This is a genomic window from Mesorhizobium sp. WSM4808, assembly GCF_055811675.1.
In genome coordinates this window covers 1-14,779 of sequence record NZ_JBVVQX010000002.1, presented here as the reverse complement: position 1 = coordinate 14,779, position 14,779 = coordinate 1, and the positions used below count along the sequence as shown (strand labels likewise).

Below are 14,779 nucleotides of genomic sequence, written 5' to 3'. Positions count from 1 at the left end.
TTTACGGTTTTGGCGGGGTCTTGCCCAACCGTTGCTATCCCCATAAATCCTATGTAAATAAAAAACCCCCCCCAAAAAACCCCCCCCCCCCCCCCAAAAAACCCCCCAAAAAGCCCCCCCCCACCAAAAAAAAAAACCCCAAAACCAACCCCCCCCCAAACCCCGGCATCCAAAAAAAAAACCCGGCCCCACTCACCGGGGGCAATCAACCAAAAACAAAAACGCGGCGCTTAAAATCCCGCGCCGCTTTTTTGTTCGGCTATTGCCAGTTTTTGGATCAGCCGCGCTTGGCGTCGATCGAATAGGCGCCGGCGCCCGAGGAAGCCAGCAGGAGGAAGCCGCCCGCAATCGCGAGGTTCTTGAGAAACTGGATCATCTGCATCTGGTCGGCCCAACCGGTATGGGCGACCAAACCGGTAGCGACGGTGAAGATCGCCAGCACCCAGGCAACAATCCGGGTCTTGAAGCCGACGAGGATGGCGAGGCCGCCGAGAAGCTCGATCAGGCCGACGACAATGGCCGTTACGGTCGGCAAGGGCAGGCCGAGGGCACCGAAATAGCCGGCCGTGCCGGTGATGGCGGTCAGCTTGCCGAAGCCTGAAAGCAGGAAGATGACGGCAAGCAGGACGCGGCCGAGGAGGATGGTGGTCGAGGCATTGGATGCGCCGGAACCGGCGACTGAAGTGTTGATGGACATGGTGGCTCTCCGGGATGGGTTGATACCGGGGAGATAGCGCAAGCCGACTGTTCACCAAAGCCACCAGGTTGGCGACACATTGTTCACAGTACTTACGTTTCCGTGATCGGGCGGCCTGCGCAAAATTCGCTTCGCGTCACGTCGTGACGGGAGTAAATTCTCCCGTCACGAATTACCGGGCTTTTGGTTGACGCAATTCCGGACGGAAAACCGCAAGGCACTTTTCCTGGAATTGCCTACCCCGGATGCGTCATGTCCTCCGGCCGCACCAGCCGATCGTAGTCGGCCTCGCTGACCAGCCCGGTGGCGAGCGCTTCCTCGCGCAAAGTGGTGCCCTTCTTGTGCGCGGTCTTGGCGATCTTGGCGGCATTGTCGTAGCCGATGGTCGGCGCCAGCGCCGTCACCAGCATCAGCGAGCGGTCGAGTGCCGCCTTGATGTTGTCTTCGCGGGCCTCGATGCCGACGACGCAATTGTCGGTGAAGGAGACCGAGGCGTCGGCGAGCAGCTGCACCGACTGCAGGAAGTTGTAGGCCATCAGCGGGTTGTAGACGTTGAGCTCGAAATGACCCTGGCTGCCGGCGAAGGTGAGCGCCGCATTGTTGCCGAACACCTGCACGCAGACCTGCGTCAGCGCCTCGCATTGGGTCGGGTTGACCTTGCCCGGCATGATGGACGAGCCCGGTTCGTTTTCCGGCAGCGACAGTTCGCCGAGGCCCGAACGCGGGCCGGACCCGAGGAACCGGATGTCGTTGGCGATCTTGAACAGTGCGGCGGCCGCCGCATTGATGGCGCCGTGCGAAAACACCATGGAATCATGGGCCGCGAGCGCCTCGAACTTGTTCGGCGCGGTGACGAAGGCAATGCCGGTGATGGAGGCGATGCGATCCGCCACCCGTTCGGCGAAGCCGACCGGCGCGTTGAGGCCGGTGCCGACGGCGGTGCCGCCCTGCGCCAGTTCCTGCAGGCCGGGCAGCGTCAGCTCGATGCGCTTGATCGACGAGGCGACCTGCGCGGCGTAGCCCGAAAATTCCTGGCCGAGGGTCAGGGGGGTGGCATCCTGCGTGTGCGTGCGGCCGATCTTGATGATGTGATTGAACTCTCTGCTCTTGGCGGCGAGCGCCTTGTGCAGGTGCTTCAGCGCCGGCAACAGATCGTGCACGATGCGTTCGGCGCAGGCGATGTGCATGGCCGTCGGATAGGTGTCGTTCGACGACTGGCTCATATTGACGTGGTCGTTGGGATGCACCGGCTTCTTGGAGCCCATCACGCCGCCCAGCATCTCGATCGCCCGGTTGGAGATCACCTCGTTGGCGTTCATGTTGGACTGTGTGCCCGAGCCGGTCTGCCAGACCACCAGCGGGAAATGCTCATCGAGCTTGCCGTCGATGACCTCTTGCGCCGCCTCGACAATGGTCTTGCCGATCGAAGGATCAAGGCGTTTGAGCTCCATGTTGGCCTCGGCCGCCGCCCGCTTGACGATGCCCAGCGCGCGCACGATCGACGCCGGCTGCTTCTCCCAGCCGATCTTGAAATTGCCGAGCGAACGCTGCGCCTGCGCGCCCCAGTACCGGTCGGCGGCGACTTCGATGGGACCGAACGTGTCGGTTTCGGTTCTGGTCTTTGCAGCGGTCACAGGTCTCTCCTTGTCGAAGTCGGCAACGGCGTATCGCGTTGCACAAACGGCTTCAAGCGGAGATTGCGGGCGGCGAGGATGCAAATCGGTTGAAGGTGTGCTGGTGATCTCCCTCCTCGAGGGGGAGATGTCGCCGAAGGCGACAGAGGGGGTCGGTTCGACCGGGCGCGACCTCCTGCCGCCGCCGGAAGAAGGTTGGCGCTCCATGTGAGGCGACCCCCTCTGGCCTGCCCGTCCTCCGCAGCAGCTGCGCTGCAGCTGCGGAGGGTGGACCGGCCATCTCCCCCTCAAGGAGGGAGAAAAGCAGCTCACCCCGCCGTATAACCCCCGTCAATGGAGAAGATGCCGCCGCTGGTCCAGGCCGCCTCGTCGTTAGCGAGATAGACCGCGATACCGGCCAGATCGTCGGGGCGGCCGATTCTGCCGAGCGGATAGCTGCGCTCGACATAGGCCTTCAGTTCCGCCTTTGCCTCGGCCGGCAAATTGTCGACTGTCTTGCGCCGCATGGCGGTGTCGACCGTGCCGGGCGCGATGGCGTTGACGCGGATGCCGCGCGGGCCGAGTTCGAAGGCGAGCGACTTGGTCAGCGAGTTCAACGCGCCCTTCGACAGGGAATAGAGGCTCGACGGCCGCTTCGGGATCATCTTGTTGGCGAAATAGGACGAGATGTTGATCACCGATGCGCCGGCCGCCAGATGCGGCAGCAGGCCCTGGGTGAGGAAGAACACAGCAGTGACATTCAGCGCGAAGGATTGCTGGAACTGCGCCTCGCTGACGGTTTCGAACGGCACCAGGAAAGCCACTCCGGCATTGTTGACGAGGATATCGATAGGCGTGCCCGATTTTTTTACGTGCTCGATGACGGCCGCAATGCCGGCCGAGGTGGCAAGATCGGCCGACAGCGTCTCGATAGTGCCGCCGAGCTGCTTGCGGGCGGCGTCGAGCTTTTCGGTGTCGCGGCCGACGATCAGGACGTCCGCGCCCTCGCGCAAAAAGGCCTCGGCGATCGCCAAGCCGATACCGTCCGACCCACCGGTGACCAGCGCGCGCTTGTTGTGAAGTCTCATCGGATGCTCCAAGGCTACTCTGGCCGCCGCGGAGCACCGCATATCAGCGGGCGAGGTCAAGCGGCCAGCCTATCCGGTAGTGGGTCAGTTTGAAATCTGTCTCGCCTGAACGTGGCTCAGCAGTGAGACGACATATCGTTCCATATCAAGCCTGCGAGCGGTTCCAAGTACACTTGCCCAGGTATCCTGCGGACCGGCGCCAGAGGCGATCATGGCCGGTGCGTTGTGAAATGAATCCGCGAGCATACGAGCTCTGGATAGATCATCGGTCGCGCGAATTTCGACGAGGACGATGCAAAGAACCCTCAGGATATTTTCATTCGTGATGGGTTGAGGATCAATCAGTTGAGACACCTTTCTTTCGGTACGCCCCCGAGCCGCTGGCTTTTCGGCTTCCTTCGCCTCGATCAGCGCAACGATATCGCTAATCTCCCAAAGCTTGCCAGTCACGCCGGCGGCCATCGCGGGCGTCATGCGCATGAAGCATGAATGCGGACAAAGTTGTAATACATGAAGTGCAGGGGCAACGGCGTTGGCGTGAGCTTCCACTGCCGTTGGTCAGGCGCGTGAAGCGGCGCATATGCATCCGCATAGTCCGGTTTTGGCGTTCGGCAAATGACGTGCTGACGTGCTTGATGTCTGGATTACCTTCGATCCACTCTTTCCGCGCACCAGTGCATTCGGCGGGGCTATGCACTCGATTGTCATACGCCGTCCCATACGTTTCTGTAAGCATATAGGAGTTCACGGCGGGTCACGACAACGGCATTCGCGGCATCAAATTTCAAACTGACCCACTACCGCCTATCCCACGGTATGAACTTCGGTGACGGGCTCCCGCCGGGCCAGCCGGCCCGCGACATAATTCTTGACCTGGCGGACGGCCTGTTCGCGCGAGACGCTGCCCGGTTGCAGGCCGAGCCGCAGCCAAAGCCCGTCGATCAGCGCCGTGACGCCAAGCGCGATGTCGTCGGCATCCGCCGGCGAGGCGAGGCCGTGCAGGCCCGACAACAGGTTCGAGCGCATGCGCGCATGGATCACCCGCTGGATACGGGCCATCTTCTCGTCGCGCGGCACCTCGGCGCAGAGCGACAGCCAGGCATGGCACAGAGGCGGCTGGAACAGATGCTCTTCGAAATTACCCTCGATCACCGCATCCATGCGCTCCATCGGCGTACGCGCCCGGCGAAGCCGCGCGATCACCGCCTGGCACAGGACGGCATTGGCTTCGCGCATCGCGTGCTCGAACAGTTCCTGCTTGTTGCGGAAATAGTGCAGCACGATGCCTTTGGAGGCACCTGCCTGGGCGGCCACTTTTTCCAGGGTCGCGCCGGCAATGCCCTCGCGCTCCAGAACCACGAAGGCCGCCTGCCGCAGCTCCTTGCGGCGTATCTCACTGAGACGCTTGAGTTTCACGGCATTGGTCCATGCATTTCGAATCCACGTTGACATTTTCGTCCGCTCAGATCAAGAATTGACCCATGGGACAATAAAAAGACCAATTGGTCAATTTCACGAATGAGGAGAACCGAAATGTTGCGCATCCTTGCAAACGGCGTCTGTTTGGCCGCCCTCATGTTGGCCTCTCATGCGGCTCAGGCGGCCGAGGGCCAAGAGTGCAGGACGGTCCGTATGGCCGAACCCGGCTGGAACGACCTTGCCTTCACCACGGGGGTCGCCAACGTCCTGTTGGAGGCGCTCGGCTACCAGCCCCAAAGCCAGGTGCTCGGCATCAACGTCATCTACGAGGGCATGAAGAACAGGGACCTCGACCTGTTCCTGGGCTACTGGGATCCGGCCATGGTCACCTATTACGAGCCCTACAAGCAGGACGGCTCTGTCGAGAATGTGCGCGTTAATCTCGTGGGCGCCAAATACACCTTCGCCGTCCCGACCTACGCCTGGGACGCCGGCGTCAAGGACATTTCCGATCTGCACAAATTCGCCGACAAGTTCGGCAAGAAAATGTACGGCATAGAGCCCGGCTCCAACCAGTTGATGATGGACGCCATCGCCGATCCGGCCTTTGGCTTGGACGGCTGGCAGGTGGTCGAGTCCAGCGAAGCTGGCATGCTGTCGGAGGTCGGCTACGAGATCAAGGAAAAGCAGTTCATCGTCTTTCAGGGCTGGGCGCCGCATCCGATGAACACGATGTACGACTTCAAATATCTGACCGGCGGCGACAAGTTCTTCGGCCCGAATTTCGGTGCCGCAACGGTGACGACGCAGGTGCGCAAGGGCTATCTCGAGCAATGCCCGAACGTCGCGCAATTCCTCAGGAATCTCGTCTTCGACATCGATTTCGAAAATGTCGGCATGGGCTATCTGATCAATGACGGCATGAAGCCGGAGGACGGTGCGCTGAAGGCAATCACGGCCAACAAAAGCCGCCTCGACGCCTGGCTCGCCGACGTCACCACTTTTGACGGCCAACCCGGCCTCGCCGCGGTCAAGGAAAAGCTCGGCCTGTGAGAGCGGCCGCGCCCGATGACTTGAAGCAGGATGTGATTGCGGAGCAGGGCGCCTGGGCCGGACGCAAGCAGTTCGTCACTGTCGGCGATCTCGACATCGCCTATGTCGAGGTATCAGGCGCCGAGCCGGCACTGCTGTTGGTGCACGGCTTCACCGACACCAGCCGCAGTTTTTCGCTTCTGGCGCCATATCTGGCCGGCCGCCGTCTGATCATGCCGGATCTGCGCGGCCACGGCGCCTCGCAGGCTGGCAAGAACTGCGGCATCGCCGATCTTGCCGATGATATGGCCGGGCTGATCCGGAGTTTACAACTCGACCGACCGGTCGTCGTCGGCCATTCGCTGGGCGCCATGGTGGCTGTCGCCTTGGCTGGGCGACACAGCGAACTGATCAGCGGGCTGGTGGTCCTGGCCGGCACGTTGAAGCCCGATTTCGCGCCGGGTCATCCGCTGGTGGTGAGCGTTGAGGCCCTGCGCGACCCGATATCGCCGGCCGATCCGTTCTATGTCTGGTGGCATGCCTGTCGTCCCGACGTGCCCGCAGCCTTTCTCGCCGGCTTGGCGCAAGAGGCCTCGGCGATGCCGACCCCGCGCTGGCGCGCGATTCTCGAGGAAATCCGCCGCGCCGACCTGACCGATGCTGCACGGGCCGTGCAAGCCCGGACGCTGATCATCGCTGGCGCCTGCGACCCGCTGTTCGGCGAGGCGCACCAGCAGGCGTTGCAATCCGCTCTTGCCGGAGCCGTCTTCGTTCGCGCCGAGAGCTGTGGCCACAACCCGCATTGGGAAGATCCAGGTCTCGTCGCGAAGGCCATTCTCAAGGCGTTTGAAGTCTAACGCCCGACCAGCGATTGCGAGGTGGGCGATAGCCGCAAGGTCTCCGTTGGTTTGGTCAGGCCGAGCTGCGCGGCCTGCCAAAAATCCCGCCATGCCGGAGAAGCGGCAAGCGCAGCCTTGTGCCGGGCATGCGCCTCGGTGCTGGCAAAACCCATGACGCTGATGAAGACGTTTTCATCAGCCCGTACCGGCAGGCGCGGAAAACTGTTTTCGGCATGCTCGGTAACGAAAGCGGCGAGCAGGCGTGCGTCGGCCGTCATCAGGCAGGCCGTCTCAATCTCGAAGCGAGTGGCGAAATCAGCCTCTGTGCCGGGCTGAAAATGATGAATCTCGATGACAACGATGCCGGTCAGCGGTTTGTTTTGAATGGGCTTTTCGTCGGCGGCCAGGCTTGGCCGCTGCGCGCCAGCTAGGTCGAAGCCGGCGCCCGGCCACGCCGGCTTGAGCAGCAGCACATCGTCGGAATCGATCATTGTCTCGTTGGCCGCATGGCTGTGCGCCGCCCAGACCGGCCCGCCATAAAAAGCGGCGAGAGCATTTTTCCGCGCATCCATGCCGTCGAAGCCGCGCATCCAGACGAACATGTCAGGCCGATCGAGGTCCCGGAACTGGCCGATGATGGTCATGCCGGCGTCCTCCTGGCCCTCGATCAGCCTTCCGTCGAAGATGCCGATGAGCATGTCGCGCCGACCAGGCTTCAGCGTGTATTGCCGAAGCTCGACGACATGCGAAGCGAGCGCTGAGGGTTTCGTCGCGACGTTCTGGGGCAGGTTCATCCGACATTCTCCAAAACAGGGTGATCGTCCTGTTTTGTAAAACAGACCGGTTGTCCTGTTTTGTCAACATGCTAAAGTTCGGCAATGTCAGCAGAGATGACCGTCCAGCCAAAACCGCGCCCGGGAAAACGCATCAACGACCCTGAAGGCATGCGCAAGAAAGTGCTCGATGTCGCCGAGGACGCGTTCCAGGCGCGCGGCTATCACGCCTCCAGCATCGGCGATCTGATGGCGGCGGCTGATGTCAGCGGCGGCGCGCTGCATCACCACTTCCCGACCAAGAAGGCGCTGGCGCTGGCTGTGATCGACGAGCGTGTGGCGGCAGCGGTCGAAGAGACATGGATCGCGCCGGTGCTGGCGGCGGCATCGGCGCGCGAGGGCGTGCGCTCGGTGTTCGAGGCCGTGGCGGCGGAACTGGAGCAGCAGGGTTTCGTGCGCGGCTGCCCGCTCAACAATCTGGCGCACGAACTGTCGCTTGCCGATCCCGATTTTCGCACTGCCCTTGCCGGGATTTTTGCCGGGTGGCGGCGCGCGATTGCCGACAAGCTGCGTGCCGACCAGCAGGCGGGCAAGGACGAGGGCACGGACCCCGAACGCTTCGCCGCGCTGACGGTCGCCGCCTATTCCGGGGCCATGTCGATGGCCAAGACGGCGCAGGATGCCGGTGTGCTGCGGGATTGCCTGGCGGGGCTGGAGCGCAGCGCGCCGTCGCCATCGCAGGGCGGCTTGGCAGCCAGGCGACGCAACAGGATACTGCCACGGCCGAGAACCCCTTGAATTTGCGTCGCTGCGTTCTTCAGGCGATGCCGGGCGAGATGGGGAGCGCCGGGCTCGGGTTCAGCTACTCGGCCAGCGGCTTGATCGTCTCGTAGCCGTTGACGGATTCCGAACTGGTGCCTTCATCGTAGCGCCGCGCGAGCGCGGCTTGCAGATCGGGCGCATAAAGGGCGGTGAATGAATCCAGCGTCTCGCCGGCGCCGTTCTTGAAGGTCTCCTTGATCGCCAGGACATTGTATTTGCAGTCGCCCAGACTGAATGTCTCCTTGCCCTTGACGACAAGGCTCAGCGTCTTTGTGCCCTTCGGCGGCTTGTTCGGCGACAGCTCGACGAACTCTATCGTGGCCTTTGCCCCCGCCTTCAGCGGGAACAGCTTTCGCAGATCGGAAAACGGGATCATCGCCTGCCGGCCGGTGTCGCTGTCGCGAAACACCTCGATCAGGCCGGCGAACAGATATTGGGTTTGGGGCGATTGCGATTCGTAGGTGTTGGCAACCGACATCATCCCGCCGGCCACGGGCCGAAATTCGCTGTGGATGCCGGGTCTCGCCAGAACGAAACCCTTCCTGGCGGACTTGGCGTCGACGCAACCGGCGGCATGCGCTGTGCTCGCGCACAGCATCGCGGCCAGGATCATGCAGATAGGTGCGGCTTTCATCTTTCGTCCTCCTCCGCTTGCGCAAGCGAGACATGCCAGACCCGTGGCGTCATGTCGATGATGGCGCAGAGGCGCTGGACGACCGGCCGCTGTCCATGCTGAATCAGCGTATGATGAATCGCCATTCGACTGGATCGCTTTCCCGACGCAACTTCCTGGTACAGGCTGCAGGATTTGCCGCGGCCGGCGCCTTGCCGCGGCCGGCCTTCGGCCAGACCGGGCAACGCGTCCAGTCGATCGACGCCACCTTCCTGTTCATCGCCGATGTCCATGCCTGCCGCATGGCGAGCGGCTTGAGCCCCAACTGCCTGCAGGAGGGCAAGACCGACGCCGCGCTGCTGCGCAACGTGGCGGTGCTGAATGCGCTTGGCGACAAGGACTGGCCGGCCGAGATCAATGGCGTCGCCACCGGCCTGCGTTCGGCCGGCAGGATAGGCGCGCCGCTCGGCCTCGTCGTCGGCGGCGACGTCACCGACGATGGCGGCGGCCAGATCACGCAGCCGAGCGAGGGCACCCAACTGCTCCAGTTCAGCCAGCGCTACAGCCAGGGCGTCGGTCCGGATCGCGTGCACATGCCGGTTTATATCGGGCTCGGCAACCATGATCTCGACCAGAACGGGCCGCCGCACCATGTCGACTGGTACCGGCGCGAACTGCGCGACTATGTCGAGGTCAACCATCGCGCCGGCGTGTTCTTCAAGCCGCCGGTGCCGGCCACCGACTATGATGTCGACACCGACTGCTACTCCTGGGACTGGGGCGGCCTGCATCTGATCCAGACGCATCGTTTCGCCGGCGATACCGGCCACGGCGCCGAGAGCAGCCTGCCATGGCTGAAGCAGGACCTGGCGACCTATGCGGCGGACGGCCGCCCGGTCGTCCTGTTCCAGCATTATGGCTGGGACACTTTTTCGGTGGAACGCTGGGATGCCGCCAAGAGCCACTTCGATGATGACGGCACCGGTGCGCCGCATTGGTGGAGCGAGGCCGACCGGCAGGCGTTGCTGGCGGCGCTGAAGGGCTACAATGTCGTCGGCATTTTCCACGGCCACCAGCACGAAACGCCGCTGATCTATCGCAGGGACGGGATCGATCTGTTCAAGCCGAAGGCTGCCTATATGGGCGGTTTCGCGCTGGCCAGGGTGACCAGCGACGGCATGGACGTGGTGCTGGGCGAGGCGACCGGCGATCATGGCGAGGTTGCCTTCACCAATGCTCTCAGCAAGGGCTGGAGCACATGAAAAAGGCGGCCTTCGCGGCCGCCTTTCCCTCGATAAAGCGCGTTTCTCGATGTCGGATCAGAGCGCCTTCTTGACCTTGTCCTTGACGTCGCCATAGGCCTTCTGCACCTTGCCGGCGATCCGGTCGCCCGTGCCTTCGGCCTGGGTCTGCCTGTTGCCGGTCGCCTTGCCCGCGGCTTCCTTGACCGAGCCTTTGACCTGCTTGGCCACGCCCGCAACCTGATCCTTGTTCACCATTTTTGCGCATCTCCTGGGGTGTGAATTCGGAGGAATTCATTTGCGGGTAGCCAACGGGCCGGCGTCGGTTAGGTTCCAGGCGTCGCCCGGACGGCAGATCAGGTCGCGCGGCCGCCGCCTTGGGGCAAGGCTGGTGGGCTAGGCTGTGAACACACGTCGACCATGGATATTGGATGGCCGAGCGTGCGGGGAGAAAAATGGCAGAGTTTACGCTCTATATCGGCAACAAGTGTTTCTCCTCATGGTCGCTGCGGCCATGGCTGGCGATGAGGCATCTGGAGATACCGTTCGAGGAAGGTTTCGTGCGGCTGCGCACGCCTGAGACCTTTGCCAATCTGGCGAAAGTGTCGCCGACAGGTCAGGTGCCGGTGCTGAATCACAACGGCAAGATCGTCTGGGAAACCCTTGCCATCCTTGAATATCTCGCCGACCTGTTTCCCGAAAAAAAGCTCTGGCCGGCCGATATCGACGCCCGTGCGCTGGCGCGTTCGGCTGCGACTGAGATGCATTCCGGCTTTCGCGAGGTTCGCTACGGCTGGCCGATGAATTTGCGTCGGCCGAAGGGCCACAAGCTGCTCGACGCCGAGGGCGAGGCGCAACGCGCCCGCATCGAGGCGCTGTGGCGCCAGTGCCGGGAAAAATACGGCAAGGGCGGCCCGTTCCTGTTCGGCCACTTCACCGCGGCCGATGCCATGTATGCGCCTGTCGTCACCCGTTTCGACACCTATGGCGGCACGCTGGCGCCGGATACACGCGCCTATGTCGACGCCGTGCTGGCAACGCCGGCGATGCGCCACTGGTATGCCGAGGCGGCCAGGGAGACGTGGCCGGAACCCGGTCCGGACGAATAGGATCCAAACGAAAACGCCCCTCGCACCTTTTATCGTGCGGGGGGCGTCTTTGCCATCAACTGTTATTCGATTGCTCTCATGAACTGCTGATGACACCGAATAAATGCGTCTGCGCAGATGGTTCCTGAATGCCGGAAAACTTTTCTCAAGTTGGCGCAAGCTCGCTGTTTGGTGTCCGATTTGCCGTCATGCCAGGTGTTTTGGCCAGGTGGTTGGGAGAATTCCGCAGCTGTGGCTTTATGCAAATTTGACAGCGCGCCAAAAGAAGCCTATAAACAAATCGTCGATATTTGTTTGACTGACTTTTGTTATCCGCGCTTTCGAGCGCGCCTTTGACGAACTTCCCACATCAAAAATCGGGACAAACGACGTTGTGCATCCGCATGGCGTCGAACGAATATTTGCCATGGAAAGGGTTCGTCATGAGCACCGGCACAGTTAAATGGTTCAACGCCACCAAAGGTTTTGGTTTTATTCAGCCTGACGACGGCTCGGCCGACGTTTTTGTCCACATCTCGGCCGTAGAGCGCGCCGGCATGCGCGACATCGTCGAGGGCCAGAAGCTCGGCTACGAGATGGTCCGCGACAACAAGTCGGGCAAGATGTCCGCCGACCAGTTGAAGGCGGCCTGAAAAAAGAATTCAGCTCTCCCGGTGACCACGGATGTACTGGCACCGGTGAGTGGCGAATTCGGGCGCATGGCCGCGGAGACTTGAGTTTCCACGGCATGTCATGCGCATGAGAAGGGCGTTTCGTGCATCCCCGGTGCATCCTTTTTGGATGTCATCTGGTTGCGCGGCGCCTTTACGGAAGGTCAGGCGGTGCCTGGCCTTTTTCATTTTGCGGGCCTCGCCGCCGAAAGTGCGCTGCGCGCCAGCCTGGACGTGCTAAGGGACGCTCCAGCAATTTGAATTCGCCGCGCGTATTGCTTTGTGCGTGATCCTGACCGAAGACCCGGTCTCGCTCCATCGGCACAGGCTCCTGACAGGAGAAAGATTTGACCACCAGTTCAAAGACAACCGTCGATCAGGCCGTGTCCCTGTTCAGCAAGACGCAAACCCAGTCGATGTCGCTCAACCGCATCAATTCCGAGCGCGACGCCGTCAGCGAGGCACGTGAAGCCAAGACCGCGCGCCTGCGCGAATTGCGCCTGGAAAAGGAGGCCGACGAGATGGCCGCCGCCGCGGCGCTAGCCGCTTTGCCGAAGCGGGCCGGAAGACGCTGATGGCCACCAAACGCGTACCGCCAACACCGATCGCCGCCGACGCAACCATTGCCGATATGGTCGAAGGCCTCGACAAGCCGGTCGAATTCGTCAGGCGTGTGCTGGAAAAGCTCGAACGCTGCAAGCGTGCCCACGGTGATGCCCAGGTGCGCGTCGGCGTGCGTGGCCGCGCCGAATGTCCGAACTACCTGATCGAATATGTCCGCGAAGACGCCAAGACCCATGAGCGGGTGACTTATCAGGACGCCGCCTACAGCGGCAGCACGCATCGCGAGCTGGCGGCCCATCACATCGAGGCGGTGAAAAACTGGTCGCCCGAGGAAATGAACATCACGGCCGTTTCGGCGCTGATCGGCCGCCTGCGCAATCCGCGCGCCCCATCATCGCGCTTCGCCGACGAGGACTGACATGGCCATAAAATTCTCCTCCAAGGATCAGACGGCAGCCTCGGGTGCTGCGGCAAAACCGGCCAAGCCGGTTGCCGCGAAAGCCGGCGACGCCACCGAGGCCGCGACCGATCTGTTCAAGTCGCCGGCGGATTCGCCGAAGGGCAAGACGGCTAAGAAGAAATAGCGCCTTGCCGCAAGACGCCGATCAAAACCCCGCCGCGCCGGGGCTGTCCGCCCTGGTGGCCGCCGCGAGCGTTTTGTCGTCGCAACACGGCACCTTCGATTGCCAAAGCTGCGGTGCCTGCTGTTCCTATTCGGCCGAGTGGCCGCGCTTTTCCACCGAGGATGACGCACAGCTCGACCGTATCCCGGAAAAATATGTCGCATCTGACCTGTCAGGCATGCGCTGCGAGGGCGTGCGCTGCTCGGCGCTGTCCGGCGAGATCGGCAAGTCGACCGCTTGCGGCATCTACGACGTCCGGCCGGACGTCTGTCGCGCCTGCATGCCCGGCGACGAGGAGTGCCTGATGGCACGCCAGGCGCTCGGGTTACCGGTGTAGCCAATCTCCAATCGCCTCCGCTTGTGCGCCGACCCGCAGCCCGATACCTTCCTGGTTGGGTAGGGTGCCGGAGGAACCATCGTGAGCATCGAATTTCTGTTGACGTCCCTGATTGTCGTGGCTTCGCCCGGCACCGGCGTTCTCTACACGCTGAGCGCCGGCCTCTCGCGCGGTGCGCGAGCCAGCGTCATCGCCGCCTTCGGCTGCACGCTCGGCATCATCCCGCACATGGCCGCTGCCATCACTGGCCTGGCGGCGCTGCTGCACACCAGTGCGCTCGCCTTCGAGACGCTGAAATATCTCGGCGTCGCCTACCTGCTCTACATGGCCTGGAACACACTCAAGGAAAATGGCGGCCTCAGCCTCGACCAGGATGTGACGTCGCGTTCGGCCGGCAAGGTGATTGCCACCGGCATCCTCGTCAACGTGCTCAATCCGAAACTCTCGATCTTCTTCTTCGCCTTCCTGCCGCAATTCGTCAGCACCACGGAGCCCAACGCGCTGTCGAAGATGCTGGAGCTGAGTTCCGTCTTCATGCTTTTGACATTCGTGGTTTTCGTCGGCTACGGCATCTTCGCCGCCTCGATCCGCAGCCACGTCGTCTCGCGGCCAATGGTGTTGACCTGGATGCGCCGGACTTTCGCCGGCGCCTTCGTCATGCTTGGCGCGAAGCTGGCGCTGGCGGATCGGTAGAGCCACGGGGAGCGGCTCAGTCTTGCTGATCCGCTCGCCTTGTTGCGCTGTTCCGGGCGATGCCCTTTGGGAAATTGCTCGGGCGCGCTACCCCTTCACATAGCCCATCGCTTCGACGATCCGCCCGTCGGCCACGCGCATGAGGTTGACGCCGCGCAGCGAATTGCCGTCGGCCATGAAATAGCGCCAGCGGATCGTTGCCCGGTCGCCGGCAACGAAGGTTTCCTCGATATCGAAGCGCGTGCCGGCCTGGGTTGCTATCGCCGTCCAAAGCCCGACGCACGCCGCTTGACTGGCATAATGGGTGCCGTCCGGCGCTGGCACGGTGTTTCGATCACGCAATCCTCGGCCATCAACTCGACGAGTGCCGAAGGATCATGGCGTTGGATGCCGCCGTCTGAGAGGCCACGCCGCCGCTGCGCAAAACAAAAAAGGCGGCATCTCTGCCGCCCTTTCCGTATCTGAAGGCTGATAGGGCTGGATTAGAAATCCATGCCGCCACTCAAGCCCGCTTGCGGGCTTGAGCAATGTTAGTTGATGGGCGTGCTTTATGGACTTCTTAGAAATCCATACCGCCCATGCCGCCCATGCCGCCGCCCATGCCGCCAGGCATGCCGCCGCCGCCAGCCGACTCCTTCTTCGGAGCCTCCGCGATCATGGCTTCGG

The 14,779-nt window shown here is 62.5% G+C and carries 19 protein-coding genes and 2 pseudogenes; 12 read left to right on the top strand and 9 right to left on the bottom strand.

All coding sequences use genetic code 11. From position 1 onward, the window contains the following. The coding region (locus AC0L2U_RS02765; protein ID WP_473601371.1) for a hypothetical protein at positions 1-305 on the top strand (305 nt) is incomplete at its 5' end. Here the strand turns inward: AC0L2U_RS02765 and AC0L2U_RS02760 are convergent. From AC0L2U_RS02760 to betI, 5 genes and pseudogenes are all read right to left on the bottom strand, one after another. Further along, a complete protein-coding gene (locus AC0L2U_RS02760; RefSeq protein ID WP_027037841.1) occupies positions 278-697 on the bottom strand; it encodes a DoxX family protein in 420 nt (139 codons plus the stop codon). The genes AC0L2U_RS02765 and AC0L2U_RS02760 overlap by 28 nt on opposite strands. Positions 698-933: 236 nt before the next feature. Further along, positions 934-2,331 carry a class II fumarate hydratase gene (fumC, locus tag AC0L2U_RS02755; RefSeq protein ID WP_127810802.1) on the bottom strand — a complete coding sequence of 466 codons (1,398 nt, stop codon included), beginning with the start codon at positions 2,329-2,331 and terminating at the stop codon, positions 934-936. Between the two features lie 308 nt (positions 2,332-2,639). Beyond that, positions 2,640-3,398, bottom strand: coding sequence for an SDR family NAD(P)-dependent oxidoreductase (locus AC0L2U_RS02750; protein WP_127810801.1), 759 nt, complete (start codon positions 3,396-3,398; stop codon positions 2,640-2,642). A 393-nt stretch (positions 3,399-3,791) separates the two neighbouring features. Continuing rightward, positions 3,792-4,146, bottom strand: a pseudogene (locus tag AC0L2U_RS02745) (IS1 family transposase); the annotation flags it as partial. Between the two features lie 56 nt (positions 4,147-4,202). After that, positions 4,203-4,850 carry a choline-binding transcriptional repressor BetI gene (gene betI, locus AC0L2U_RS02740; protein ID WP_292634125.1) on the bottom strand — a complete coding sequence of 216 codons (648 nt, stop codon included), beginning with the start codon at positions 4,848-4,850 and terminating at the stop codon, positions 4,203-4,205. A gap of 81 nt (positions 4,851-4,931) precedes the next feature. On the opposite strand from betI, the gene choX reads away from it, so the two are divergent. Continuing rightward, the gene (gene choX / locus AC0L2U_RS02735) at positions 4,932-5,870 is read left to right on the top strand and encodes a choline ABC transporter substrate-binding protein (protein WP_292336609.1); all 939 of its coding nucleotides are present in this window, start codon (positions 4,932-4,934) and stop codon (positions 5,868-5,870) included. Continuing rightward, a complete protein-coding gene (locus tag AC0L2U_RS02730; RefSeq protein ID WP_292336608.1) occupies positions 5,867-6,706 on the top strand; it encodes an alpha/beta fold hydrolase in 840 nt (279 codons plus the stop codon). Before choX ends, AC0L2U_RS02730 begins: the two co-directional genes overlap by 4 nt. On the opposite strand, the gene AC0L2U_RS02725 is transcribed toward AC0L2U_RS02730, so the two are convergent. Continuing rightward, positions 6,703-7,482 (bottom strand): NIPSNAP family protein, encoded by a 780-nt coding sequence (locus tag AC0L2U_RS02725; protein ID WP_473601369.1) that lies wholly within the window; start codon positions 7,480-7,482, stop codon positions 6,703-6,705. The genes AC0L2U_RS02730 and AC0L2U_RS02725 overlap by 4 nt on opposite strands. A gap of 96 nt (positions 7,483-7,578) precedes the next feature. Here AC0L2U_RS02725 and AC0L2U_RS02720 point away from each other — a divergent pair, with 96 nt between their 5' ends. Next, positions 7,579-8,259 (top strand): TetR/AcrR family transcriptional regulator, encoded by a 681-nt coding sequence (locus AC0L2U_RS02720; RefSeq protein ID WP_292702764.1) that lies wholly within the window; start codon positions 7,579-7,581, stop codon positions 8,257-8,259. A 64-nt stretch (positions 8,260-8,323) separates the two neighbouring features. Here the strand turns inward: AC0L2U_RS02720 and AC0L2U_RS02715 are convergent, their stop codons facing one another. Continuing rightward, positions 8,324-8,917, bottom strand: a complete 594-nt coding sequence (locus AC0L2U_RS02715; RefSeq protein WP_292681057.1) for a hypothetical protein — start codon at positions 8,915-8,917, stop codon at positions 8,324-8,326. 110 nt (positions 8,918-9,027) lie between these two features. On the opposite strand from AC0L2U_RS02715, the gene AC0L2U_RS02710 reads away from it, so the two are divergent. Next, entirely contained in the window at positions 9,028-10,158 is a 1,131-nt protein-coding gene (locus AC0L2U_RS02710) for a metallophosphoesterase (RefSeq protein ID WP_292681076.1), read from the top strand. Positions 10,159-10,215: 57 nt separating this feature from the next. Here AC0L2U_RS02710 and AC0L2U_RS02705 read toward each other — a convergent pair whose 3' ends face one another. Further along, the gene (locus AC0L2U_RS02705) at positions 10,216-10,395 is read right to left on the bottom strand and encodes a CsbD family protein (protein WP_027037831.1); all 180 of its coding nucleotides are present in this window, start codon (positions 10,393-10,395) and stop codon (positions 10,216-10,218) included. Between the two features lie 197 nt (positions 10,396-10,592). Here AC0L2U_RS02705 and AC0L2U_RS02700 point away from each other — a divergent pair, with 197 nt between their 5' ends. From AC0L2U_RS02700 to AC0L2U_RS02670, 7 genes are all read left to right on the top strand, one after another. Continuing rightward, entirely contained in the window at positions 10,593-11,246 is a 654-nt protein-coding gene (locus AC0L2U_RS02700) for a glutathione S-transferase family protein (protein WP_292681061.1), read from the top strand. A gap of 422 nt (positions 11,247-11,668) precedes the next feature. Continuing rightward, positions 11,669-11,878 (top strand): cold-shock protein, encoded by a 210-nt coding sequence (locus tag AC0L2U_RS02695; RefSeq protein WP_010915421.1) that lies wholly within the window; start codon positions 11,669-11,671, stop codon positions 11,876-11,878. A 365-nt stretch (positions 11,879-12,243) separates the two neighbouring features. Beyond that, positions 12,244-12,471, top strand: coding sequence for a hypothetical protein (locus AC0L2U_RS02690; RefSeq protein WP_013532399.1), 228 nt, complete (start codon positions 12,244-12,246; stop codon positions 12,469-12,471). Continuing rightward, on the top strand, positions 12,471-12,878 hold the full coding sequence (locus AC0L2U_RS02685; RefSeq protein ID WP_013532398.1) for a hypothetical protein: 408 nt from the start codon (positions 12,471-12,473) through the stop codon (positions 12,876-12,878). The genes AC0L2U_RS02690 and AC0L2U_RS02685 overlap by 1 nt, the downstream gene beginning before the upstream one ends. Position 12,879: 1 nt before the next feature. Further along, positions 12,880-13,044 (top strand): hypothetical protein, encoded by a 165-nt coding sequence (locus tag AC0L2U_RS02680; protein WP_292681063.1) that lies wholly within the window; start codon positions 12,880-12,882, stop codon positions 13,042-13,044. Positions 13,045-13,099: 55 nt separating this feature from the next. Then, positions 13,100-13,420, top strand: a complete 321-nt coding sequence (locus AC0L2U_RS02675) for a YkgJ family cysteine cluster protein (RefSeq protein ID WP_164874009.1) — start codon at positions 13,100-13,102, stop codon at positions 13,418-13,420. 81 nt (positions 13,421-13,501) lie between these two features. Beyond that, positions 13,502-14,113 (top strand): LysE family translocator, encoded by a 612-nt coding sequence (locus AC0L2U_RS02670; RefSeq protein WP_292681065.1) that lies wholly within the window; start codon positions 13,502-13,504, stop codon positions 14,111-14,113. An 87-nt stretch (positions 14,114-14,200) separates the two neighbouring features. On the opposite strand, the pseudogene AC0L2U_RS02665 reads toward AC0L2U_RS02670, so the two are convergent. Then, positions 14,201-14,502, bottom strand: a pseudogene (locus AC0L2U_RS02665) (nuclear transport factor 2 family protein). Positions 14,503-14,779 lie beyond the last annotated feature (277 nt).

Coding starts and splice junctions, on each gene's coding strand:
- AC0L2U_RS02760 (WP_027037841.1), bottom strand. CDS start 697: ATGTCCATCAACACTTCAGTCGCCGGTTCCGGCGCATCCAATGCCTCG.
- AC0L2U_RS02685 (WP_013532398.1), top strand. CDS start 12,471: ATGGCCACCAAACGCGTACCGCCAACACCGATCGCCGCCGACGCAACC.
- AC0L2U_RS02725 (WP_473601369.1), bottom strand. CDS start 7,482: ATGAACCTGCCCCAGAACGTCGCGACGAAACCCTCAGCGCTCGCTTCG.
- AC0L2U_RS02700 (WP_292681061.1), top strand. CDS start 10,593: ATGGCAGAGTTTACGCTCTATATCGGCAACAAGTGTTTCTCCTCATGG.
- AC0L2U_RS02710 (WP_292681076.1), top strand. CDS start 9,028: ATGATGAATCGCCATTCGACTGGATCGCTTTCCCGACGCAACTTCCTG.
- AC0L2U_RS02715 (WP_292681057.1), bottom strand. CDS start 8,917: ATGAAAGCCGCACCTATCTGCATGATCCTGGCCGCGATGCTGTGCGCG.
- AC0L2U_RS02720 (WP_292702764.1), top strand. CDS start 7,579: ATGACCGTCCAGCCAAAACCGCGCCCGGGAAAACGCATCAACGACCCT.
- AC0L2U_RS02680 (WP_292681063.1), top strand. CDS start 12,880: ATGGCCATAAAATTCTCCTCCAAGGATCAGACGGCAGCCTCGGGTGCT.
- AC0L2U_RS02750 (WP_127810801.1), bottom strand. CDS start 3,398: ATGAGACTTCACAACAAGCGCGCGCTGGTCACCGGTGGGTCGGACGGT.
- AC0L2U_RS02705 (WP_027037831.1), bottom strand. CDS start 10,395: ATGGTGAACAAGGATCAGGTTGCGGGCGTGGCCAAGCAGGTCAAAGGC.
- AC0L2U_RS02695 (WP_010915421.1), top strand. CDS start 11,669: ATGAGCACCGGCACAGTTAAATGGTTCAACGCCACCAAAGGTTTTGGT.
- choX (WP_292336609.1), top strand. CDS start 4,932: ATGTTGCGCATCCTTGCAAACGGCGTCTGTTTGGCCGCCCTCATGTTG.
- betI (WP_292634125.1), bottom strand. CDS start 4,850: ATGTCAACGTGGATTCGAAATGCATGGACCAATGCCGTGAAACTCAAG.